The organism is Kiritimatiellia bacterium (assembly GCA_026417735.1).
Taxonomy (GTDB): Bacteria; Verrucomicrobiota; Kiritimatiellia; order PWTM01; family PWTM01; genus CAACVY01.
In genome coordinates this window covers 109984-132079 of record JAOACR010000021.1, presented here as the reverse complement: position 1 = coordinate 132079, position 22096 = coordinate 109984, and the positions used below count along the sequence as shown (strand labels likewise).

General features: G+C 66.6%; 15 protein-coding genes. 8 read left to right on the top strand and 7 right to left on the bottom strand.

What is annotated here, in order from left to right:
* Positions 1 to 143: 143 nt before the first annotated feature.
* The 5 genes from N2652_11415 to N2652_11395 all read left to right on the top strand — a co-directional run bounded on the left by N2652_11415 (position 144) and on the right by N2652_11395 (position 10026).
* On the top strand, positions 144 to 2291 hold the full coding sequence (locus N2652_11415; GenBank protein MCX7819793.1) for a thioredoxin domain-containing protein: 2148 nt from the start codon (positions 144 to 146) through the stop codon (positions 2289 to 2291).
* A gap of 45 nt (positions 2292 to 2336) precedes the next feature.
* Positions 2337 to 4310, top strand: coding sequence for a glycoside hydrolase family 88 protein (locus tag N2652_11410; protein ID MCX7819792.1), 1974 nt, complete (start codon positions 2337 to 2339; stop codon positions 4308 to 4310).
* Positions 4307 to 5137, top strand: a complete 831-nt coding sequence (gene kduI, locus N2652_11405) for a 5-dehydro-4-deoxy-D-glucuronate isomerase (GenBank protein MCX7819791.1) — start codon at positions 4307 to 4309, stop codon at positions 5135 to 5137. Before N2652_11410 ends, kduI begins: the two co-directional genes overlap by 4 nt.
* A gap of 600 nt (positions 5138 to 5737) precedes the next feature.
* Complete coding sequence (locus N2652_11400) at positions 5738 to 8425, top strand: hypothetical protein (protein ID MCX7819790.1); 2688 nt, start codon at positions 5738 to 5740, stop codon at positions 8423 to 8425.
* Between the two features lie 53 nt (positions 8426 to 8478).
* The gene (locus N2652_11395; protein MCX7819789.1) at positions 8479 to 10026 is read left to right on the top strand and encodes a glycoside hydrolase family 55 protein; all 1548 of its coding nucleotides are present in this window, start codon (positions 8479 to 8481) and stop codon (positions 10024 to 10026) included.
* Between the two features lie 90 nt (positions 10027 to 10116).
* Here N2652_11395 and N2652_11390 read toward each other — a convergent pair whose 3' ends face one another.
* From N2652_11390 to N2652_11375, 4 genes are read right to left on the bottom strand one after another with little or no spacing between them, the layout of a single operon-like run.
* Entirely contained in the window at positions 10117 to 12204 is a 2088-nt protein-coding gene (locus N2652_11390; GenBank protein MCX7819788.1) for a dipeptide ABC transporter ATP-binding protein, read from the bottom strand.
* Positions 12201 to 13310 (bottom strand): ABC transporter permease, encoded by a 1110-nt coding sequence (locus N2652_11385; protein MCX7819787.1) that lies wholly within the window; start codon positions 13308 to 13310, stop codon positions 12201 to 12203. The genes N2652_11390 and N2652_11385 overlap by 4 nt, the downstream gene beginning before the upstream one ends.
* A 13-nt stretch (positions 13311 to 13323) precedes the next feature.
* Positions 13324 to 14304, bottom strand: coding sequence for an ABC transporter permease (locus tag N2652_11380; GenBank protein ID MCX7819786.1), 981 nt, complete (start codon positions 14302 to 14304; stop codon positions 13324 to 13326).
* Positions 14298 to 16535 carry an ABC transporter substrate-binding protein gene (locus N2652_11375; GenBank protein MCX7819785.1) on the bottom strand — a complete coding sequence of 746 codons (2238 nt, stop codon included), beginning with the start codon at positions 16533 to 16535 and terminating at the stop codon, positions 14298 to 14300. Before N2652_11375 ends, N2652_11380 begins: the two co-directional genes overlap by 7 nt.
* 359 nt (positions 16536 to 16894) lie before the next feature.
* Here N2652_11375 and N2652_11370 point away from each other — a divergent pair, with 359 nt between their 5' ends.
* The 3 genes from N2652_11370 to N2652_11360 all read left to right on the top strand — a co-directional run bounded on the left by N2652_11370 (position 16895) and on the right by N2652_11360 (position 18932).
* Positions 16895 to 17524, top strand: a complete 630-nt coding sequence (locus N2652_11370) for a DUF1080 domain-containing protein (GenBank protein MCX7819784.1) — start codon at positions 16895 to 16897, stop codon at positions 17522 to 17524.
* Between the two features lie 9 nt (positions 17525 to 17533).
* Positions 17534 to 17815 carry a DUF503 domain-containing protein gene (locus N2652_11365; protein MCX7819783.1) on the top strand — a complete coding sequence of 94 codons (282 nt, stop codon included), beginning with the start codon at positions 17534 to 17536 and terminating at the stop codon, positions 17813 to 17815.
* An 88-nt stretch (positions 17816 to 17903) separates the two neighbouring features.
* Positions 17904 to 18932 carry an NAD-binding protein gene (locus N2652_11360; GenBank protein ID MCX7819782.1) on the top strand — a complete coding sequence of 343 codons (1029 nt, stop codon included), beginning with the start codon at positions 17904 to 17906 and terminating at the stop codon, positions 18930 to 18932.
* On the opposite strand, the gene N2652_11355 is transcribed toward N2652_11360, so the two are convergent.
* The 3 genes from N2652_11355 to N2652_11345 all read right to left on the bottom strand — a co-directional run bounded on the left by N2652_11355 (position 18920) and on the right by N2652_11345 (position 22006).
* Positions 18920 to 19951, bottom strand: coding sequence for a sugar phosphate isomerase/epimerase (locus N2652_11355; protein ID MCX7819781.1), 1032 nt, complete (start codon positions 19949 to 19951; stop codon positions 18920 to 18922). The two genes, N2652_11360 and N2652_11355, sit on opposite strands and share 13 nt — an antisense overlap.
* A 91-nt stretch (positions 19952 to 20042) precedes the next feature.
* Positions 20043 to 20735 carry an endonuclease III gene (locus N2652_11350; protein ID MCX7819780.1) on the bottom strand — a complete coding sequence of 231 codons (693 nt, stop codon included), beginning with the start codon at positions 20733 to 20735 and terminating at the stop codon, positions 20043 to 20045.
* Complete coding sequence (locus N2652_11345) at positions 20732 to 22006, bottom strand: DUF362 domain-containing protein (protein MCX7819779.1); 1275 nt, start codon at positions 22004 to 22006, stop codon at positions 20732 to 20734. The genes N2652_11350 and N2652_11345 overlap by 4 nt, the downstream gene beginning before the upstream one ends.
* Between the last annotated feature and the right edge of the window lie 90 nt (positions 22007 to 22096).

Here is a 22096-nt window from a genome sequence, read left to right as displayed (position 1 = left end):
CCGCGGTGCCGGATGCGGCTGGCGGGATTCTGGGGCGCGCGATCCCACGGTCAAACCTCTTCATGGCGACCCGCCGCCCGCGTGCAGATGCGACAGGGCGGTGTACGTTGTCCCATGCGCTGTATCGCTCGGGAGACCGGCCAATGAATGACGGGCCACATCCGCCACAAAACCGCCTTGCGCGTGAAGCCAGCGCCTATCTCCGCCAGCACGCGCATCAGCCGGTCCATTGGTACCCTTGGGGGGAGGAAGCGTTCGAGGCCGCCCGTCAACAGGACCGCCCGATGCTGCTGTCCATCGGATACGCGGCCTGCCACTGGTGCCACGTGATGTCGCACGAGTGCTTCGAAAATCCGGCCATCGCGGAACTGATCAACCGCTACTACGTGCCAGTGAAGGTCGACCGCGAAGAGCGGCCGGACGTGGACGCCACCTACATGCGGTTCGTCGTGATCGCGACCGGCGCCGGCGGCTGGCCGCTAACGGTGTGGCTGACGCCCGACCGCGAGCCGTTCTTTGGCGGCACGTATTTTCCGCCGGTCCCCAGACACGGGCAGCCTGGATTTGCCGAGCTGTTGGTCACGCTGGCCGATCTCTGGCGAACCGACCGGCTACGCGTCCTGGCCGCCGCGGCGGAGGCGGTCCGTGCGCTGCGCGAATCCGCCGCAATCCCCGTCCCCGGCGACGCGGTCACCAACTGGGTGGAGTCCGCCGCCGCCGCCGCGGAGCGCCAGCTGCTGGCGCTGGCCGATCTGCGGCACGGCGGGCTCGGCACTGCACCCAAGTTCCCGCAGGCACCGGCACTACGGTTCCTGCTCGAGCGCCATCGCCGCACCGGTCACACCGCTAGCCGGGAAGCCGTGATTCATGCGCTTCGTGCGATGGCTGCCGGTGGAATTCGGGATCACCTCGGAGGCGGCTTTCATCGCTATGCGGTGGACGAACAATGGCATGTGCCGCACTTCGAAAAGATGCTCACCGACCAGGCGCTGATCGCGGAGCTCTACCTCGAGGCATATCGCCAGTTCGCTGATCCGACGTATGCTGAAATCGCGCAGGAAACAGCGCTGTTCATCGCCCGCGAGCTGGCCGGCCCTGACGGTCGCCTGTGGGCGGCGCTCGACGCGGACAGCCCTCGTGCGGGCGATCCGCATCACTCCGAGGAGGGATCCTTCTACACCTGGACGCTCGCAGAGGTGCGCCAGACCCTGCCGCCAGAACTGCTCACGCTGGCGGCCGCCGCCTGGGATCTGCGGGAAGAGGGCAACGTGCGCGGGGCGGTGCAGGGTCCACTGGCCGGCCGCAACGTGCTGCATGTGGTGCGGACGGTCGAGCAGCTTGCCCGCGAGCATGCGATGGACTCCTCAGAAGTGGCGCGCCGTCTCGAGATGGCCCGGCAAATGTTGCTCGAGCGGCGCGCGCAGCGGCCGCGACCATTCGCGGACGACCTCACGCTCGCCGGCTGGAGCGGACTGGCAATCAGTGCGCTGGCCCGCGTCGGAGCGCTCCTCGACCTCCCCGCGGCCGTGGTGGCCGCGCGGCGCGCTGCCGAGTGGATCCTGCGCCATCTCTGGGACCCCGCCGAACCGCGTCTCTGGCGGTGCTGGCGCGGACCCCACGCCGGCATTCCGGGCTTCCCCGAAGACTACGCCGCCGTCGTTCGCGCGCTGCTCGACCTGTACGAAGCGGACCAGGAACCGTCGTGGCTGCAACACGCAGTTGCCGTCCAGCAGGCGATGGATCGGCGGTGCTGGGATGATGCGACCGGCACCTATCAGGTGCGCGACCTCACCGACAGTCCACCGGTCGCCGTCGGGGAGGGCGATGAGCTCACCCAGCCCTCCGCCACCGCGCTGGCAGCGGGTAATCTGCTGCGCCTGTGGCTCATGCTCGAGGCCGACGCATGGCGCGAACGGTTCGACGCATTGCTCGCCGCCGCCGCCCCGCGCGTTGTCGCGCATCCCATGGCCCACCCTGCGCTGCTGACCGCTGCGGCCGCCCGGACGGAGGCACTTCGCGTCGTCATCGCAGGCCCGCCCGAGGACGAAACGACGCGCGCGCTGCTGCGCGCCGCGCGCCTTGCCGCGCCGCCGCTGTCGGCGGTTCTCCACACCGACGGCCGTTCTCCTCCTCCCTCCCCGCTGGATGCAGCCGCATGGCCCCGGCTTCGGCCCGGCGGCGCCCGGGCTGCCGCGATCGTCTGCGCCGGACACGTGTGCGAGCCCCCGATCTGCGTCCCGGCGGAACTCACCGCGCGTCTCGCACAATTGCCGCAGACGCCTCGGACGTGACTCCGGCGCACCCGCCGCGTATTCTTGCGGTTCGGGAGATTCACAATGACGACTCTGCCGCTCTACCTCACCATCGCCGGCGTCGTCGCCGTCGCACCACCGGCGCCCGAGGAGATTCGCGCGCTCGCCATGCGTGTCGCGGACTGGCAGCTGGCGACCCCATCGCGTCATGCACCGACCGATTGGACAAAGGCCGCCCTCTATGCGGGCCTGATGCATTTGAGCCGAAGCGCACCCGACGCGCGCTATCACGACGCGATGCTCGCGATGGGCAAGTTCAACCAATGGCAGCTCGGACCCCGTCCTTATCATGCCGACGACCACGCCGTCGGGCAGACCTACGCCGAGCTGTTCCGGCTCCACCGCAACCCCGCGATGATTGCGCCCATGCGGGAGAGGTTTGACTGGATCATCGCTCATCCAAAGGACGACGATCTGAGCTTCCAGCGCAAGGACAAAACCGACCGCTGGTCCTGGTGCGACGCGCTCTTCATGGCGCCACCCGCATGGGCGCGTTTGGCGCTGGTCACCGGCGATCGCCGCTATCTGGATTTTGCCAACCGCCTCTGGTGGGTCACCAGCGACTACCTCTACGATCGGGAAGAGCACCTGTTCTATCGCGACGACCGCTATTTCGCGCAGCGCGAGGCGAACGGCCGGAAGGTATTCTGGAGCCGCGGCAACGGTTGGGTGCTGGCCGGCCTCGCGCGGATGCTGCAGGTGCTTCCAGCGGACTATCCCGACCGCCCGCGCTACGAACGCCAGTATCTCGAAATGGCCGCCGCGGTCCGTGCGGTTCAGCCGGCCGACGGAATGTGGCGTTCCAGCCTGCTGGATCCCGAGGCCTATCCGCTGCCCGAGGCCAGCGGGACGGGTTTCTTCACGTTTGCGCTCGCGTGGGGACTGAACGAGGGCCTCCTCGCCCGCCCGGCCTACGAGGACGTTGTCTGGCGGGCGTGGGCCGGCCTTGTCCGCTGCGTCCGCGACGACGGCCGCCTCGCGCACGTACAGCCCATCGGCGCGGACCCCAAGCGCTTCGATCCGGAACACTCCGACGTGTACGGCGTCGGCGCCTTCTTGCTGGCGGCCACGGAGCTGTACCGGCTCGCCGGCGGGCGACTGCGGCCGGCGGACGAGTTGCCGCCGGGCGCCGCCACCGCGGACCGTGAGCCCCCCCTACCAGCTGTCGTGCCCGCCACCACCAACCCCGTCGCGCAGCCGGCGCGCGACGTACCGCGCGCGTGGGGCCGGCATGTCCCCGAACGCAAGGACGACATCGCGTGGGAAAACGATCGCATCGCGTACCGCATCTATGGCCCGGCGCTGGAAGCGACCGGCGAACTCAGCAGCGGCATTGACGTGTGGGTGAAACGCACCCGTCGGCCGGTGATCGACGACTGGTACCGCTCCGGCGACTACCACCGCGACCATGGCGAAGGGGGCGACTTCTACAAGGTCGGGCGAAGCTGCGGTTGCGGCGGCACCGCGGTCTGGCACGAGGGCCGGCTGCATTTTGCGAACAACTGGGTTCGCCACCGGTTTTTGCGCAACGGTCCGGACGTTGTCGAGTTCGAGGCGGACTACGCGCCCTGGCGGGTGGGCGAGCGGACCGTCGCCGAAACGCGCCGCATATCGCTGCGTCTGGGATCGAACTTCAACCGGATCGAAAGCCGGTTTTCGACCGACCCCCCGGGCGACCTCACCGTGGCCATCGGGATTGTCGAACGCACGGGCGAGGGCCGCGCGCGATGGAACCGCGAAGAAGGCTGGCTCTCATACTGGGAACCGGAGTCGCCGCCGAACGGCTCCATCGCATGCGCGGTATGGGCGCCGCCCGACCAGATCGAAGAGATCCGCCGCGCCGAGGGGCATCACCTCGTGCTGGTCCGTGTGCCGGCCGGCCGCCCGCTGGTGTATGCGGCGGGCGCGGGCTGGTCCAAGGGCGATTTCCCAACCCCCGACAGCTGGGAGCAATACGTGCGGGAGTTCGCCCGCCGCGCGCGGGAGGGGCTGCAATGAAAACGCTGCGGACCGCCGATGCGGTTCGGTACCGCCGGATGACAGCAGAAGAGCTGCGAAGTCATTTCCTTATTTCCGGTCTGTTTCGCCGCGACCGCGCGGAGCTGGTCTACACCGATGCGGACCGCGCACTGGTCGGCGGCGTGATGCCCGTCGCCAAGCGGCTGCGCCTCGAAGTCGGCCGGGAACTTGCCGCCGATTACATCTGCCAGCGTCGAGAGATGGGGGTCATCAACATCGGCGGTCCGGGCCGTGTCAGCGTGGACGGACGCGAGTTTCCGCTCGCAAACCGCGAATGTCTCTACATCGGCCGAGGGAGCCGAGAGATCGAGTTCGCGAGCGAGTCGGCCGAGCAGCCGGCCCGGATGTTCTTGCTGTCGTACCCGGCTCACGCCGCCTACCCGACCGCGAAGGCCACCCTCGCCGATGCCCGACGCGTCGAAGTGGGCGCCGCCGCGACCGCGAATCGCCGCACGATTCACCAGTTCATTCACGAGGGCGGGCTTCGAAGTTGCCAACTGGTGATGGGCTTTACCGAGCTCCACGAGGGCAGCGTCTGGAACACGTTCCCTCCCCATCGCCACGACCGCCGCACGGAGGTGTACTGCTATTTCGACCTGCCCGCCAATGGTGTGGTTCTCCACGTGCTCGGCGAGCCCGAGGACACCCGCCACATCGTCGTTCGCGAAGGTGAAGCCGTCGTCTCCCCCGCCTGGTCCATCCACAGCGGCGTCGGCACCGGTGCCTACCGCTTCGTTTGGGGCATGGGCGGCGAAAATCAGACCTTCGACGACATGGACCCTGTGGATCTCGCCACCCTCGCCTGACGGCACCTCCGCCGCTCTCATCGGCCGCCTTTGCTGAAGTTCCCTGTCGGTGCGCAGCACTGGCCGAGCGAGCGATGTCCCGGATCTTCCGCCGCTGCCCGCCCCTCAGAGTTCATTTCCAGCCGTCCCCCGCGCTTGCCAGAGCTCCCCGCCAGCGCAAGGGAAAAGCGCAATCACTCAGTAACTGCAGCGGTAGCATCCGCTCCGTCGCCCGCCACGCGCGGCAGTCATTCTGCTCTTCGCGCTAACGACCGCTCGCCGCAGCCGTCGGCAGGCGATTTCACCGGCCGAGGCCATCGGCATCGCCTACCGATACCGGTTCCGTTTCCGCAGTGGAAACACTTCGGGCGGAATCGGCGGATTTCTCCACTCCAAACCCTTCCGATGAACCCGAACGCAGGCAAGCCATGGTTTCCCTGATCGGTCCTACCCCCCGCCAGCCCTCCCAGGTCTCCGCCGAAGGCGCCGCCACGACGGAGTTGGGCTAAAAGGCGGCGCTTCCCTCCCTACCTAATTTTGGGGATTGCGATCTGAGTGGTACTGTGCGAACGTAGGCCAAAGAAGATTGTGATGCAGGATGTTCGCACGAGGGCGATAACCATGAATCTAAAGGTGCGCTCTGTCTTGTCCTATTGCTTCTCCCTGCGACGATTGACGGTGCTGCTGTCGCTGGCGGGCTTCGGCATGGCCCAGGCGGCGCTGCGCACGTGGACGGGCAGCGGCGACATGCAGTGGTCCCAGCCGGACAGCACCAGTTGGGACGCAACATACGTGGCGGGTGACGACGTCCTGTTTTCAGGTGCGGGGCTGGGAACAATAGAAATCTTAGGTACCGTAAATCCGGCCACTCTGCGGTTCACGCACGGGAGCGGCATGTATATTTTCACCAATACGGCCGCCTCGTTACATGCATCCGGGGGTTTCACCAATGCCAGCGGCGGCATTGTGCAGTTTGGCAACATGCAGAATCAGCCGCTCTTGGGCCTGAGTTGGACCGGCGCGACACTGATCGCGAACGGTTCTGAGCTGCGTCTCACTCGCGCGACGTCGGTCGGCGTGTCAACTTCAATCGTTCATCTGAGTGGCGGAATCATCTCATTCGGCGCAGACAACAGTGTCGCCTACCTCGTGCCGAACCCCGTCGTGGTAGGCGCGGCGGGCGGGACCATTCGCGTGCAGTACACGGCGAACCAGACCCGCTACAACTTCACGAATGCGATCAGCGGCAGCGGTCCACTCACGCTGATGTCCTGGGGCAACCCTGGCGCCGGTGCGAACGCGGGTTTGCAGCTTGCTGGTAACAACAGCGGGTTTTTCGGGCCGGTCACCATCGTCTACACGGGGATGGTGACGCCGGTGGCGGCGACCACTCGGCCGACGGTAACATGGTTTACCAACGCGACCGCGATGTTTCCAAACGCCAGCGGCATCACCGTCCGCGACGGGGGTACGCTCGGCGTGGAGTTTGGGCTGACCGATGCGCTTCTGGCGAACGTGAAGTTGGGACCGCGAGGGGGGCTGGCGGCACGAGGTGACGCGGGTACGCTCACCGCGGTCACGGCGCCGATGGCACGGATCCCCGCCGGCGGCATGCTGTTTTTGGACAATTTCCAAAACGCGGTGAACAACCGCTACCCGGACGCCGCACCGCTGGCGATGACGAACAACCAGCTCGCGATCAACGGCCGCAATGCTGCGAGCAGTCCGATCGACGAGGTCGTCGGCGCAATGTCGGTCGTCGGCGGCGCCCATGTCCTCTTGCGCCGCCAGAACGGCTCGGGCTCCGGCGTGGTGCTTTCGCCGGCAAGCCTCGCGACGCCCAACCCGGGAAGCTCATTGTTGATCGAGACCGACGCGCTGTCGTCACCGGCGTTGGGCGAGTCAGCATCGCTGAACTCGATTGCGATCCAGACCGGCGGCGCACGGCCGGCGGTGACCAACGGCATGCTGCCGCCGTCCATCCAAACCTACGAGGGTGGAAACGCGCTGGGGCATTTCGTGACGTACGGCGCGACGGTGACCAATCGCATCGTGCCGGCGACCTACACCAGCACCGACATCAACACCGCCGGCCCCACCGACCTGGTCAATATCGGCGCTTCAGCGCAGACGCTCACGAGCTCGAAAACGATCTACGCGCTTCGGCTCGGACAGGCACTCACTCTGAACCCTGGTGTCACGCTGACGATCGGCAGCGGCGGCTTGCTGCTGACATCCCAAACGATCCAAGGAGACGGCACGTTGAATTTTGGTAACGTGCCAGCCTATATCGGCGCTTACAACGCCGCGGCGCAGGCGCACCTGCGTTCGAAGATCACCGGCACCGCCGGCTTGGTGATCATGGGAACCTCCCAGACACTGAACATCACGAACATCTTCAACACCTTCACCGGTGGCATTTGGATCAACGGTGGCGCGGCGCGCTTCCACTTCAATGCCGCGAATGGCAACGACGTCGTCGTGAACGCCTACGGGCGCCTGATCGCCGGCGGCACGGCCAACTCCATGGACACGATCGGCGGTCTCTCAGGCGCCGGTGCAGTGTCGGCCTGGATTGCGGGGTCGGGGATCTCTACCGGCATGCTCGTGGTTGCGCCCGGCTCCGGAACCTATCAGTTCGAAGGCGCGATGACCGATGGTGCGGCGGGCCGTGTGATGGGTCTGATCAAGTCGGGCGCCGGCACCCAGATCCTGGGCACCAACTTCGTTGGTCTGTACAGCGGCTTCACCGTCGTGAGCGGCGGCGTGTTGCAGGTCGACGGTTCGCTCGCGGGGTCGCCCGCGGTCGCCGTGGTGAACGGTGGTCGACTTCAGGGGACCGGCCTGATTGGTGGCCATCTCTTGGCTGCCGACGCGAACAGCACGCTGGCCCCTGGTGCCAGCCCCGGAACGCTGACGGTGACCGGCAATGTGACCATGGCATCAGGCACCATCTTTGAAGCGGAGATTCTCGGTCCGTTGGCCGGTCAGTACGACGTTCTCGCGATGCAGTCCACGTCAACCCTCACGCTCGGAGGGGCAACGCTGTCGGTGATCTCGCCCACACCGCTGCCCCTGCTCACGGTTTTCCCGATCATCAGCGGCTGGGGAACCATTGACACCTCCACCTTCAGCGGCATGCCGGACGGCACGGTGTTCACCGCCGGCGCGAACCAGTTCCAGATCAACTACGGAACGCTCTCCGGCTATGCGAATAGCGTGACGCTGACCGTCGTGCCGGAGCCGGGTACCCTCACCGTGCCCGGCCTGATCGGCCTACTCCTCATATTGCGACGCCGGCTCCGGTAGGCGCTCCGCGCGTGTTGAACTGCGTTCGCCGCACACCGCGGCAGGGGTGAGAGATGCTGCACCGTCGTCGTTTTCTGAAGGGCGCTGCTGCGCTGAGTCTGCTCTACCAACCTCGCGTGAAGGCGAGTGCCCCGGCTGTGCCGTCGGACAACCCGGCGGCGCGGTATGGGCTGGACTGGGTCGCACGTCTCCCATGGGACCGAGTGGTGAACCTCGCGGACATGCCGGGCGCTACCGACGACGAACGTCTGAACAACGCGCAGCGGCGAGCCGCCGAACTCGGCGGTGGAGTGGTGTTCTTGCCGGCCGGTGTCTACCGATTCCGCGATTCCATCCGGCTGCTGGACGGTGTGATCCTTCGCGGCGCTCCGCCGGAGCGAAACGACGCACGGGACGGCAGCTATCGGCTGGCCACGAGGCTAGAGTTTCCAGCGTACCGTTTTCAGCCCACGGGGGACGGGGCGCCGACGGATTCCGCATTCAAAGTCATCGAACTTGCGAACCCTGAGAATGGCGCCGGCTGCGGTCTGGTGCATCTCCACATTGAGCACGCCCGCGTTCACTGGCGTGAGGCGGAGGGCCACCGGAGCCGCCCCGGCCGGCTCGTCTATGGCTGCATATTGCGGCATGCCGCCGCAGCCGATCCTGAGGTCCCCGATCGGACGATCGGCCAGCATGGCTGGCAGCGCTTCACTGCCCGCCACGCCGCCGCGATCGAGATCGAAGCCGCCGGTGATGTCCTCGTCGCTAACAACCGCCTGCCTCCCAGCGACGCGCACTTCACGATGAACGGATATCGGCTGCGGCACAAGAACGAAACCATCGAGGTGGACGGAGTTATCTTTGACTACGACAACCGTCCTGGCATCTACGTGAACCATTTCTCGCTGGGCGGGGCGGGCGCCGAGGGACCCGACGGCACACCGCAGACTCATCCGCACGGTTTCCGACGTGGCCTTGTGATTGCGGACAACTACATCTGGCTGAGCGGCCGGATGGGCGTCGGCTTCGCCGGCGATGGCGTGATGTGCCGCGGCAACGTGATCCGCTTCGCCCGAGACGTGTGGCGGCCCACCACCACCGGCCGGCAAACCACCACCGGCGCTTCAACGAACGACAACCGCGCGGTGGAAATGCGCGGCTGGCGATGGCGGGTTGAGGATAACGACTACGAAGTGCACCGAAACTGGGCGTATGACCGCAAGTATCTCATCAACGACGGCGAAGGTCTCATGCACGAAGACCACTGCAACTCGACCGTGCTGGATAGCGCGCTGATCGGGAACCGCGGCAACACCTACATCTCGATCTACAAGACCGGCGGAATTGACGGCCTGGTGGTGGAACGTAACCAGGTGCCAAACATCATGGTCGTTGCCGACCGGAACAAGTCCCGCCATCCGATCCGCCGGGTGCGAATCGCGGAGAACGTGACCAGCGGACCGATTCAGGTGGGCGGCGAGCCGGCGTCGGAGGTCGTGGTCGAACGCAACCGTTGCACTGCGAAAGGCGGCGCGAAGCTGATGAACCAGGCGAATGCGGTCCTTCGAGACAACGAGGGGTTTGTGGAAGACCGGACACCGCCGACGCTTCGCCGCTAGTGGTACGGTCGGCCGGCTGCCCCCCTGGTTTCGTTTCCTGGCGTGAACGACTGAGCGCCGTGGTTGCGCCGGGACGGTCCGTTTCGCAGCTTATTGCGCGGCCTGAACGGTGACGTTCCCGGCCGGGGGCTCGTCCGGCGGCCGAGATGTAGACGCTTCGAGGAGCCAGCAGCGCGCCCTCCGATCGCCGCTGGCACCGAACCACGGCGGCGGTTTCAGGCGGCAGTGCGCCATTGCGTGGGGGCACCGAGGGTGAAACCGGCAGCCGGGGGGTGGTGCGATGGGGGAGGGCACATCCCCCGCCAGCACAATGCGGCGCCGCCCGTCCGCCCCAATGCGCGGCACCGCGGCGACTAGCGCAACGGTGTAGGGATGCAGCGGCGCCTCCAACACCTCTGTGGCCGGGCCCGTCTCGACGATCTCACCGAGGTACATGACTGCGACACGATCGGCCAAATGCCGCACCACAGCGAGGTCGTGCGTGATGAACAGATACGAAAGGCCTCGCTCGGCTTGCAGGTCGCGCAACAGGTTCAACATCTGCGCCTGTACACTCACGTCGAGCGAGGAGGTCGCTTCATCGCAGATGATCACCTCGGGCTCCACCGCAAGCGCGCGTGCGAGGCCGATGCGCTGACGCTGACCACCGGAGAACTGGTGCGGATAGCGGCTCGCCGCCGCGGCCGGCAGACCAACCCGTTCGAGCAGCGCGGCTACCCGTTCGCGCCGCTCTGCGTCATCCCGGCCGATCCGGTGGATCTCCATCCCCTCGAGGATCGCCTGTCCCACCGGCATTCGGGGATCCAGACTTGAGGCGGGGTCCTGAAACACCATCTGAACGCGCCGCCGCAACGGCTTCAGCACATGGAACGGCTGGCCCAGCATGCGCTCCCCGTCCAACCGGATCTCGCCGGCAGTGACCGGTGCCAGCCCGACCACTGCGCGCCCGACCGTCGTCTTCCCGCAACCCGATTCCCCTACCAGTGCAAGCGTCTCGCCGGCGCGCACGATGAGGTCCACGCCATCCACCGCCCGCACCACCAACCGCCGCCCCCCAATGCGGCGCCGCAACGGAAAATGCACGCAAAGGCGCTCGATGCGCAAACGCTCCGCTGCGGTCGAAGCACTTCGACGTACGCCAGCTCCGTTTCGGGCCTCACCCACCCGGCAGGGAGCCCGGATGCACGCCACCCGGTGGGCATCGTTCAGCACACGCCACGGGGGCCGGCGGGCGCGGCATTCCGCGATTGCCAGCGGGCAGCGGTCCGCAAACCGGCATCCTTCCGCCCACCGCGCCACCGGCGGAACCTGACCTGGGATCACGGCAAGACGCTCGCCGGGCGCAGCCCGGGCCGGCACCGCGCGCAGCAGCATTTGCGTGTAGGGATGCGCCGGCCGGCTGAACAGCGCTTCACGTTCCGCTTCCTCCACAATTCGCCCCGCGTACATCACCGCGACCCGATCGGCGTTCTCATACACCACACCCAAATCATGCGTAATCAGCAGCAACGCCCGCCCTCGCCGGACCGTGACCTCCCGCAGCAGTTCGAACACCTGCGCCTGAACCGTCACATCGAGCGCCGTGGTCGGCTCGTCCGCGATCAACAGCACCGGATCGCACGCGATCGCCATCGCGATCATCACGCGTTGCCGCTGCCCGCCCGAAAGCTGATGAGGGTATTCGACGCAGCGACGTTCCGCGTCCGGAAGCCCGACGCCGGCCAGCAGCTCCGCCGCCCGGCGCCATGCGGCAGAACGCGGAAGGCCGCGATGCAGCCGCAACGCTTCGGCGACCTGTGCACCGATCGTCAGCACCGGATTCAGGGCAGTCATCGGCTCCTGGAACACCATCGCAATGCGATTGCCGCGGATCGCGCGCAGTTCCCTCGGTGCCGCCCGCGCGAGGTCCTGCCCCTCAAACCGGATGGCGCCAGTGGAGATCCGCGCACCCGGCGGCAGCAATCCCAGCAGCGAAAGCGCGGTCAACGATTTGCCACAGCCCGACTCCCCGACGAGCGCCAGCACCTTGCCCCGGCCGACCCCGAACGACACGCCATCGACCACCGGCACGCGCCCCCGCTCGCTCGCAAACTCGATGCCGAGATCCTCGACCTCCAGGACCGGCGCCGCCGCGTCCATCTGCTCGCGCTCGTCGGCGGATCGAAGCACCTCGGTCACACCGGTTCGCTCCGCAGCCGGGGATCCAGCGCGTCGCGCAGCGCGTCCCCCAACACGTTCGCTGGCAGCACCAGGCCCACCATCGCCGCAAACGCGGCCGCCAGCTTCCACCAGATCACCGGATCCCGCGCCAGTTCGAGCCGAGCGTCGTTGATCATTCGGCCCCACGAGTAGGTGTCCACCCCCACACCGATCCCCATGTACGTGAGCGCCGCCTCGGAGAGCACCCGTCCCGAAAAGCCGAGTACCGTCGTGATCAGAACCAGATGCATCACGTTGGGCACGATGTGGCGCCACAGGATTCTGGCGGACGAGGCCGACATCGCCCGCGCCGCGGCGACAAAATCGCTCTCGCGGAGTTTCATCGTTTCGCCGCGCAGCACCCGGCAGAGCCCCGTCCAGGTGGTCACCCCGAGAATCACGCACAACTGCGTAAGCCCGCGACCGAACAGCACCATGAACGCCATCACCAACAGCACCGCAGGGATCGAGGCCAGCACCGTGTAGACGTACTGCACCACATCGTCCACCCACCCCCCGTAATAGCCGGCCAGCAGGCCGAAGAGCAGCGCGAACGGCACCACAATCAGGGTGGTGAACACCCCCAGCAGCATGCCAGTGCGCACGCCCTTCAGCGCCTGGTAAAACACGTCCTCGCCGATCCGGTCCGTGCCCAGGGGGTGCCTGCGCGGGTACCGCAGCGGAGGGTGCGTTCGCACCAGTGCGCCGTCCACGCCGCGCACAAACTCCGCCGTGAACTGCCGCGTTGCGAATGGCGCAGAGTATGTCTTCTCGCGCGCGGTGCGCCAGGGCGTGAGCAGCACATCCAGCAGCGTCAGCCCCCGCGCATCCCGTACCGTGCGCCCGGCCGCATCGCGCAGCACCGCGCCGGACGCATCTCGGGCCGGCGGATGCCATCCCACGCTATCAAGCAGCGCAATCAACGCGTACACCGCCACAATCCGCGCAGAAATGCGCGCAGCGCGTCGCCGGGCGACCTCCGCGATCGCCTGTCGCCACTGCGGAGACCGACGCACCGCGCGACCCGCCGCCACGCCCCCCAGCACGAGCGCGGCAACCACCAGATTATCGAACCAATAGACCACCGCCGCCTCCGGCTCAGCTCAGCCGAACCCGCGGATCCACCAGCACGTAGGCGATGTCCACCATCAACAGCCCCGCGATGTACAGCAGCGACCCCACGTACACCATCGCCCGCACCACCGCGAAATCCTGGCGCTGGATCGCGTCCATCACGTAGCTGCCGAGGCCGGGGATGCCGAAGAAGTTTTCCAGCAGCAGGTTGCCCATGATGAGAAACGGAATCGTCACCACCACGGATGTGAGAATCGGAATCATCGCATTCTTCAGCGCGTGCCGGAACAGCACTGCCCCCTCTCCCAACCCCTTCGCCCGTGCTGTGCGAATGTAGTCCCGGTGGATCTCCTCCAGGAACACGGTGCGGTCAAACCGAATCTGGCCGCCGAGCCCCGCCAGCACCCCGATCAGCACCGGCATCCACAAAAACCTCAACGCCCCCGGACCGGCCACGTAACCGGAAAATGGAAACCACTTCAGTACGCGCGCGAACAAAAACTGGCCTCCGATGATGTAGAACAACGTCGACACCGACATCAGCACCACGCATCCGACCAGCACCACCGCGTCGAAGGCGGTCCCGCGATGAAACGCGGCCAGCATCGCCACAGCGATGGTCACCACCAGCGAGATCAGGAACATCGGGAGCGTAATCGCCAGCGAGGGGCTCATACGCGCCAGCACCGCCTCGCCGATCGAGTGGCGGTCAATGTCTGAACGTCCGAGCTGGAGCCGCAACAGCGGGACGCTCGTCTGCCAGAAAATCGTCCGGCTGATCCGCCGGATCCCCCGCTCGGCGGAATTCCAGAACCTGGGCAGGTCGTAGCCGCGCTCGCGTTTCCACCGTGCGATCATCTCCGCGTCCACCTGCTTGTCGCCCAGAATCGTGCGGGCGATGCTGTCGGGGGAATGCACGCCGAAAAATAACGCAAACGTAAGCAGGTTCACGCCGATCAAGATCGGCACCGCGTACGCGAACCGTCGCACGAGGTATCTCAGCATCCTGCCGTCTCCGCTCCGGGAGGCCGCCGTCGGATCAACATCGCCGCGATCGCCAGCGCGGCCGCCTCCAACGCGAGCACCGGTGCGACCACCGGCCGGTTCCATTCTCGCCGCCGCCGGGCACGCTCCGCGGCGTCCACCCGTTGATATTTCAGCGTGTTGTGTGTCATCTCCCGAGGCTTCCCGTTGCGGTGCCACGAATGGCTCAGCACATAAAACGTCGGGTGAAACCCCCAGCACATCGGCGCATCCCGGCGCAGAATCTCCACCATGTTCGAGACCATCGCCGCGCGCTCCGGCCCGTCCCGCATTCCCTCCATCCGCTCGAACAGTCGGTCATATTCGGGATTTTCGTAATTGCAGATATTCGCACCACCGGAACGCAGTTTCGCATTCGGCCCGTAGAACAGAAATAGAAAATTTTCGGGATCCGGATAGTCGGCGAACCACCCCTGCCGGAAGAGCTGGAAGTGACCGCGCTCGAGCTTGTCGCGATACCGCGACAGATCCGTCCCCCGTTCGCGCAGCTCAACCCCGAGCTGCCGCAGCCGCCCCCGCATCCATTCGAACACCGCCACGAACGACGGTTCCCCCGCCAGCGCGTGATCCAAATGGAGCACCAACGGACGGCCGTCCGGCCCCCGGCCGTCGGGCCAGCCCGCTTGTGCCATCCACTGCCGTGCCTCCTCAATCGGCCGCCTCACCGGCCGTCGCCCGACCGGATCCCACCGGTCCGTCCAACGGTTTACGCCGGCCTCCCCCTCCAGCGCGCCGAAAATGCCCGGCGGTATCGGCCCTTGCGCCGACCGCCCCTGACCGTTGAAAAAGATGTCGAGATACTCGTTGTAGTCTAGCGCCGTCGAGATCGCGCGCCGCAGCGCCGCCGCGCGCTCGTTCAGCCCGCCGATGACCGGGTCCGCCATGTTGAATCCCACCCAGTAGATCGCCGCCGCGACCGACGAATGCAGTCGGATTCCACGAGCCCGCATGCGGTCCGACAGGATCGCCTCGCCCGAGCCTGACATTTGAATCGTCTGCTCGAAGACCTCCGGCGTCACATAGGTGTAGTCGTAATACCCCTGCAGAAACTTGTTCCACGCCGGAATCGACTCCCGTTCCACCACAATCGCGACACGGTCCAAAAACGGAATCGGCCGGCCCGCATCGTCGAGCAGTCCCGCTTCACGATCACCGGGTGCACCGTCCGAAGGGTAGACCCCTCCCCGATATCTCGGGTTCCGCTGCAGCACAATGCGGCGGTCGGGGTCACAGTGCCGCACAAAAAACGGACCGCTACCAACCGGCCACCGGTTCAAATCCATCTGACGGGCGGCGATCGCGGGCTCCGCATAAAAGCGCAGCGCCTCCTCCGGAATCGGTGCGGCAAAGTGCATCGCGAGCCAGTACAGAATCTGAGGATATTTGCGGGCGAGCACGAGGCGGAACGTGTACCGGTCAATCACTTCAATGCCGGCGCACGGTGTTGCGAGATAGTCCAGCACGATCGGACGGCGGTCCTCGTCCTCGCCAGCACCCTCCGCCGCTCGCCGCGCCCGCTCCGCAGCCAGCTCACGGGCAAGCGCATCGCTGTACTCTCCGAAGCCGAGAATTGCGCGTTTGAACGTTGCGTAGACGGGGCACGGTAGCCGGGGGTCGGCGAGCCGTCGCAAGCCCCGCACATAGTCGGCGGCCACCACCTCCCGGGTGCCCAGGACGGGAAAGTCGCAGGGGGTTCGCCAGCGCCGGACGTCGCGCGCCCTGACGCCGCGATACATGGGCTCTCCCGCCGCGTTCGTCGCAAAACAGGGGTGGTCCGCATAAAACATGCCGGGCCGGATTCGAATCGTGTACTCGACGCGCGCCACATCCTCCGGCGGCGGGTCCCCCTCCAACACGCGACCGTCCGCAGCACGAAACACCGGCGACGGCATCTCCGCCGCCGCCAGCGGCTGCAGCTGGTAAGGCCGACGCAGGTGATGGTACTCAAAGGGGGGCTCGTAAACGTTGTCCACCACCTCGGCCTCGTGGGAGTAATATGACGTGGCCGGATCCAGTTTATTGAACGGAGCGCCCACCGCGAAGTAGAGCGTCGCCGTCCCCTCCTCCTCTGGCGGATGGGGCGAGTTGTCGCAGCGGCTGAGCACCAGACCGGTCGCCGCAATCACCACCGCCCCCGCCGCGATGCCAGCCCAGCGCCGGCGGTCCTGCTGCTCACCACGCAACCCGTTCACGTCACCGCACGAACAGCCTCTGCGGCTATGTCCCGGCGGTCCTGCTGCCCACCACGCAACCCGTTCACCACCGTGCCTTATACCGTGCCGCTCGCCGCACCTGCAACTGGTGGCTGGTCGGCTCGTCTCGTGTCGCCTCCAACGGAAGGACGGCCCAGACCCTCTCACCTCCAACCCTTGGACATCCCTCTTCGCCGTCGCCGGTCTCGCGATCCCCCGAGCCAGCGTCTGATCCTGGTGGCAGGCAAGCGTGTCCCTCCCGCAACCCGCTCCGCATGCTCCGCCCGAGCACGGAGAGCCTTGCGTTTTGCATCACTCTTCGCCACGCTGTCATTGACGAAAACTGATGGAGGTACCCGATGAATCGACAGGTGGCGGCGTGGGCGGTGTTTCTCACCTGCACGGCGGCCGTGGCCGACGACTGGCGACCGCTCTTCAACGGCCAGAACCTCGAAGGGTGGATGTCCTCCGAGGGGGGGGCACCCAGCACCAACTGGGTGGTCGAGAACGGCGAACTGCGGCGCGTGGGTCGCGCGGGCTACATCTGGACCCGCGACCGATTCGGAGACTTCGAGCTGGAGCTGGAGTACCGCACCGAGGGTAACAGCGGTGTGTTCTTCCGCACCGACAATCCCCGCGATCCGGTCCAGACCGGTATCGAGGTGCAGATCCACACGCCCGGCGGCCCGAACCGGCACAGCGTCGGCGCGATTTACGACCTGCAGGCGCCGACGCGGAACGCAGCAAAGGACGGTTGGAACCGACTGCGCATCGTCGCGCGCGGTAGCCGGCTGCAGGTGGAACTGAACGGCGAACCGATCATCGATATGGACGTGGACCGCTGGACGGAGGCGGGACGCAATCCCGACGGCTCGAAAAACAAATACAAGCGAGCGTTGAAGGACTTCGCCCGTAGCGGACACATTGGCTTCCAGGATCACGGCGCGACCGTTGCGTTCCGCAACATCCGCATCCGTCCGCTGAACTGAGGTGCCGCCATGGTTGTCGGGCTGCTCACTGCGCGGCTCAGCATCCCGGAGGCTCACTCCCTCAAAGACAAGCGCTCCGCGCTGCGAAGCCTGAAGGACCGCCTGGTCGCGCACATGAATGTGAGTGTCGCCGAGGTCGGAGATCAGGACCTGTGGCAGTCTGCCGAAATGGCGTTCGTGACCGTGGCCGCGACGCGCGACGTCGTGGAGCGGCGTCTTGCGGACGTGCGAAACTTTCTGGCCTCCACCCCTCGGTGGGTGCTGCTGGACACCGAAACACAACTGCTATGAACCGGCGGCCGGCCTGTCTGTGGCGGGGTGTCCCGCTCCAGCGGGCTGGTCCGCGCAGGCGACTGCCCCGGCATCCGTGAGCAGTCCTTTGACATCCGACGCTGTTCGCCGGCTCGGTCGGCGCGTCGCGCTGCTCGCCGCCCTGACCCTGGGGGTGCTGGTCGCGGGGACGCTGGGCTACCGTCGGCTCTCCGCCGGCGCGGCATCATGGCTGGACTGCCTCTACATGACAGTGATCACCGTAACGACGATCGGCTACGGTGAGGTCCTCGACCCGGCGGTGTACGGGCCGGGTCTGCGGGTGTTCAACATGCTGATTGCGGCCACCGGCATCGGCATCATCACCTATACACTGAGCAGCGTGACCTCATTCGCAGTGGACGGCGAACTGAGGGCGCTATGGCGGAGGCGAGCGATGCAGGCACAACTGAATGCGCTGACCGGCCACTATCTGATCGCCGGCTGGGGTACGCTGGCGCCGGCGGTCGCGCGCGAGCTGCGACGAACCGGGCGGACCGTGGTGGCGATTGTTCCGAGTGAGGACACGCAGGCAGCCGCCGTGCGCGAGGGCGTGGAGCTGACCATCGTCGGCGATGCCACAGACGACGAACGTTTGACCGAGACCGGCATCACACGGGCGGCCGGCATCTTCGCGGCCACCGATGATGACCATCTCAACATCATCATCTCGCTCTCCGCACGGCGATTGAACTCCTCCATTCGGGTCGTCGCCGCTGCCCGCGACGAGGCCAACGCGGCGAAAATGCGCCGCGCCGGCGCGGACGCGACCGTCACAGTCAGCTCGATCGCGGGGTTGCGCATGGCCTCCGAGATGGTTCGGCCGGCCGTCGTCAGCTTTCTTGACACGATGCTGCGCCAGAGTGATCCGCCCCTACGCGTCGAGGAGGTCGCCGTGGGCAGTCGCGCGGAAGGGCGGCGACTGGCCGATGTGCCTGTGTCGGAGCGGCGCGACTCGCTCGTGCTCGCAGTTCGACGCGGCGACGGATGGACGTTCAACCCCCTCCCCACCTGGCCACTGCAGCGCGGCGATGTGGTGGTGCTGATGACCACGCCGGCGGACCTGGCCGCCTGGCGCCGCGAGCTTCAGGGCGATTGATACCGGCGCAGATACTCCAGGAACGCCTTCGCGGTGCGGTCGAGGTTCTCGATACTGCCCCCGCCCTCCAGAACCTCGCACATTTCGTACACCACCCAGCCGCGGTAGCCGATCGATCGCAGCGCCTTGAAGAACCGATCGTAGTCAATCACGCCCTGTGGGTGGTTGACCGGCACCGCACGCATCACGGGAGTGTCCGGAACATACTGCGTGTACTCGGCCGCGTAGCGGAATCGGGGATGGCGCACATACTGCGCGACAATGGTGTGCACCAGCCACGGTTTCATCGTGTGGACGGCCGCCTCGATCTCGGCCGGCGTCAGCCCCTGCAACGTCGGCGCCCACGCGTCGAACGTCGCCATCACGTTCGGGAGATTCACCTCAGCAAGCAGCCACGCCATCTGATCGTGATGAATCGCGATGTCGTGGTGGTTCTGCACCGCGAGCGTGACACCGTATTTCGCTGCCTCGCGGCCCGCGAGCTTCAGCCCCTCGGCCACCATCGCGTACTGCCGGTCATAAGGGATTCCCGGCCGCTCGTATCCGGTGAACACACGCACCATGTCGGTGCCGAGATCGCGTGCAAGCTTCGCGAGCTCGCCCACGTAGAGCGCCTGCTGTTCGACATTCGGGATACCCGCCTTGTCGCCGCCGGCGACAAAGTCCGTGTACCCGGCCAAACACACCAGCGTCAGACCCAGCTCCTCAATCCGCCGGCGCAGCCGAGCGCGCGCCTCAGCATCATAATCCAGCGGGGACACATGCGGCCGCTTCGCGACCAGCATCACCCCCTCGAAGCCCAGCTCCTTCGCCTTGACGAGAAACTCATCCACCGATAGCACCGCCTGCCCACGCCAGATTCCCGAATAGCTGATCGAGTGCAGACAGGGGCGAAAGCGTGTGTCCGCCGGGTTCCCGGAAGGCGGCGGAGGAGCCGCCACCGCCTCCCACGCTGCCATCGCCAACGCCACGCCAAACCAACCCGCCAGCTTCGTGCGAATGCCCGCGCCCCCGTTCATCGCTCAAGGATCTCCCGCTTGGCATCGGCGCCCATCGCCGTCGCCCCGCAACGATAGTTTAACCGCGATCCGCAGCCCCACAAGCGCAGCATCAATTTCGCGCCGCCGCACTCGGACATCTCGGCGCGAGCGGACACTCCCCACAACGCGGCCGGAGCGCTCGGCAAACCTCGCGCCCGTGCCGAATGAGGTTGAGGTGCAGCTCCCCCGCCCGTCCGCGCGGCATGTGACGCGCCAGCCACGTCTGTGTCTCCGCCGGCGACGCCCGGCGATCCACCCAGCCCAACCGCCGCGCGAGACGGTGGACATGGGTGTCGGCCGGGCAGACATCCCGCCCCAGACCGAACAGCAGCACACAGGCGGCCGTCTTTGGCCCCACGCCGGGCAGGGAGGTCAACAACTCCAACGCGCGCCCGTCCCGCCAGCGACGCAGCGGTGCAAGCGTTGGCCGCCCGAAGACCGCCGCGAGACGGCCGAGGATCCCGAGAATCCTGCCCGCCTTCGCCCGCGCAAGCCCGCTTTCCCGAACTGCCGCAGCAACGGCCGCCTCTGGCGCGCCGACGACATCCCTCCATCGGGGGAAGCGCCGGCGCAGCTCGCGAAACGCCCGCTGCGACGTTCGATCCGTCGTGCGCTGGGACAACACCGTGGCGATCAGTACATCCAGCGGCGCACGTCGCGGTATTCGCGGCCGCCCATAGCGCGCCCGCAAAATGTCCGCGACCTCACGAACCGCGTTGCGGCCCACTTCAGTGGCCCCCCGTCCCTGCCCTTCCAACGTCATCGCCGGGGGCTCCGCTGACGCTCCGGCGCCTCGCGCCACGCGGCCCGCAGCACCGCGAAGGCGGTCTGCCAATGGCGGCGACGCCGCACATACGGCGAGGACGGAGGTGGTCCCACGTGCGTCCAGCCGGCCGCGTCCAGATCGTCGGGAGGAATCGCCAGCGTCTCCCAGTTCGCAAACAGCCGCCCCCACTCGCTGTGCAGTGCCGCCTCCACTGCCGTGCGATGTCGCGGATACCATAGAAAATCGTGGTACAGCACACTGGCGAAATAGGACCATGGCGCCAGCGGGCTGCGCAGCGTCCACTCAAGCGGTCGACGCAGCGCACCCCAGTAGATCGCATGCTGCATCCGAGCCGCAAACGTCATACGACGGAACGGTCCCTCGAACCGCCAGTTCTCCGCGGCAGCGTCTTCGTCGCCCGCAATCCGGATCTCCCGCGGGTCGCCGCAACCCAGCCCCGCCTCGTGGGCCAACCGCACGTACTTCAGATCGCGCAGCGGGTCGAATCCCATCATTCGGGCGCTCACGGCATCAATCGCGACCATATCGGCGGACGCCAACACCACGTTCTTCACGTGCGGCGTCATGCAGCGCGGACCGGGGCCGTCCCCCGCAAACGTGCCGTCCATCACCGCAAAGAGACCCGCGTGAATGTGGCGCTGGATCCTCAACAGGTCGACCAGCGTCTCGTGAATCACCGGATGCGTCCAGTGCCGCCGCTCGTTCAGCAGGCCGCCGAACGCATTTTTCATCGCGCCGGTCGTCGTCGTGAACACATGGGTCTTCACCGTGGGCAGATGCACGATGTTTGCGCCCAGAAACCGGCGCGGAATGTGGAAGCCGTCGGGATAAACACGATGCAACGCGAGAAACTGACCGGTCAGGTCGCCGACTGCGTCGCGAATGTGGATCCACTCGGTCTCCGGCTCGTAGAGATGCACGTTCTGGATGCGGTGCGCGGTCACCACTGGGAGATGTCGGTTCTCGCGCTCTCCCAGCCGTGCGTCCACAACGACCGTCCGGTTGTGACACGCCCAGAGCCGGTCCCTCGCGTGTCCGAAGTGGCGCAGCGCACGGATAACGCCGTCCAGCTGCCAGGGAGTCGTCGAACAGGCGGGGAAAAAATAGTGCCAGCTGATATTGACCTTCAAAGCGGTTTCGGAACTCGGCCGCAACACGTCCGGCGCGCGGGCCAGCTCCATCGCCCGGCGGATGTCGTGCAGCACCGTCGCCGGCGATGTGCGAACCACAGCCACTACACTGCGCATACCCGCATCATAGGCGCCCCCTCTCGGGAGCACCAACCCTCTGCCTGATCTCGCGGCGCCACGGGCGCAATCAATAGCTAATGCAACCCT

Bases quoted from the DNA above. Each gene is read 5' to 3' on its own strand.
- N2652_11355 (MCX7819781.1), bottom strand. From the start codon at position 19,951: ATGAACGGGGGCGCGGGCATTCGCACGAAGCTGGCGGGTTGGTTTGGC.
- kduI (MCX7819791.1), top strand. From the start codon at position 4,307: ATGAAAACGCTGCGGACCGCCGATGCGGTTCGGTACCGCCGGATGACA.
- N2652_11370 (MCX7819784.1), top strand. From the start codon at position 16,895: ATGAATCGACAGGTGGCGGCGTGGGCGGTGTTTCTCACCTGCACGGCG.
- N2652_11380 (MCX7819786.1), bottom strand. From the start codon at position 14,304: ATGCTGAGATACCTCGTGCGACGGTTCGCGTACGCGGTGCCGATCTTG.
- N2652_11400 (MCX7819790.1), top strand. From the start codon at position 5,738: ATGAATCTAAAGGTGCGCTCTGTCTTGTCCTATTGCTTCTCCCTGCGA.
- N2652_11395 (MCX7819789.1), top strand. From the start codon at position 8,479: ATGCTGCACCGTCGTCGTTTTCTGAAGGGCGCTGCTGCGCTGAGTCTG.
- N2652_11345 (MCX7819779.1), bottom strand. From the start codon at position 22,006: ATGCGCAGTGTAGTGGCTGTGGTTCGCACATCGCCGGCGACGGTGCTG.
- N2652_11365 (MCX7819783.1), top strand. From the start codon at position 17,534: ATGGTTGTCGGGCTGCTCACTGCGCGGCTCAGCATCCCGGAGGCTCAC.
- N2652_11415 (MCX7819793.1), top strand. From the start codon at position 144: ATGAATGACGGGCCACATCCGCCACAAAACCGCCTTGCGCGTGAAGCC.
- N2652_11350 (MCX7819780.1), bottom strand. From the start codon at position 20,735: ATGACGTTGGAAGGGCAGGGACGGGGGGCCACTGAAGTGGGCCGCAAC.
- N2652_11410 (MCX7819792.1), top strand. From the start codon at position 2,337: ATGACGACTCTGCCGCTCTACCTCACCATCGCCGGCGTCGTCGCCGTC.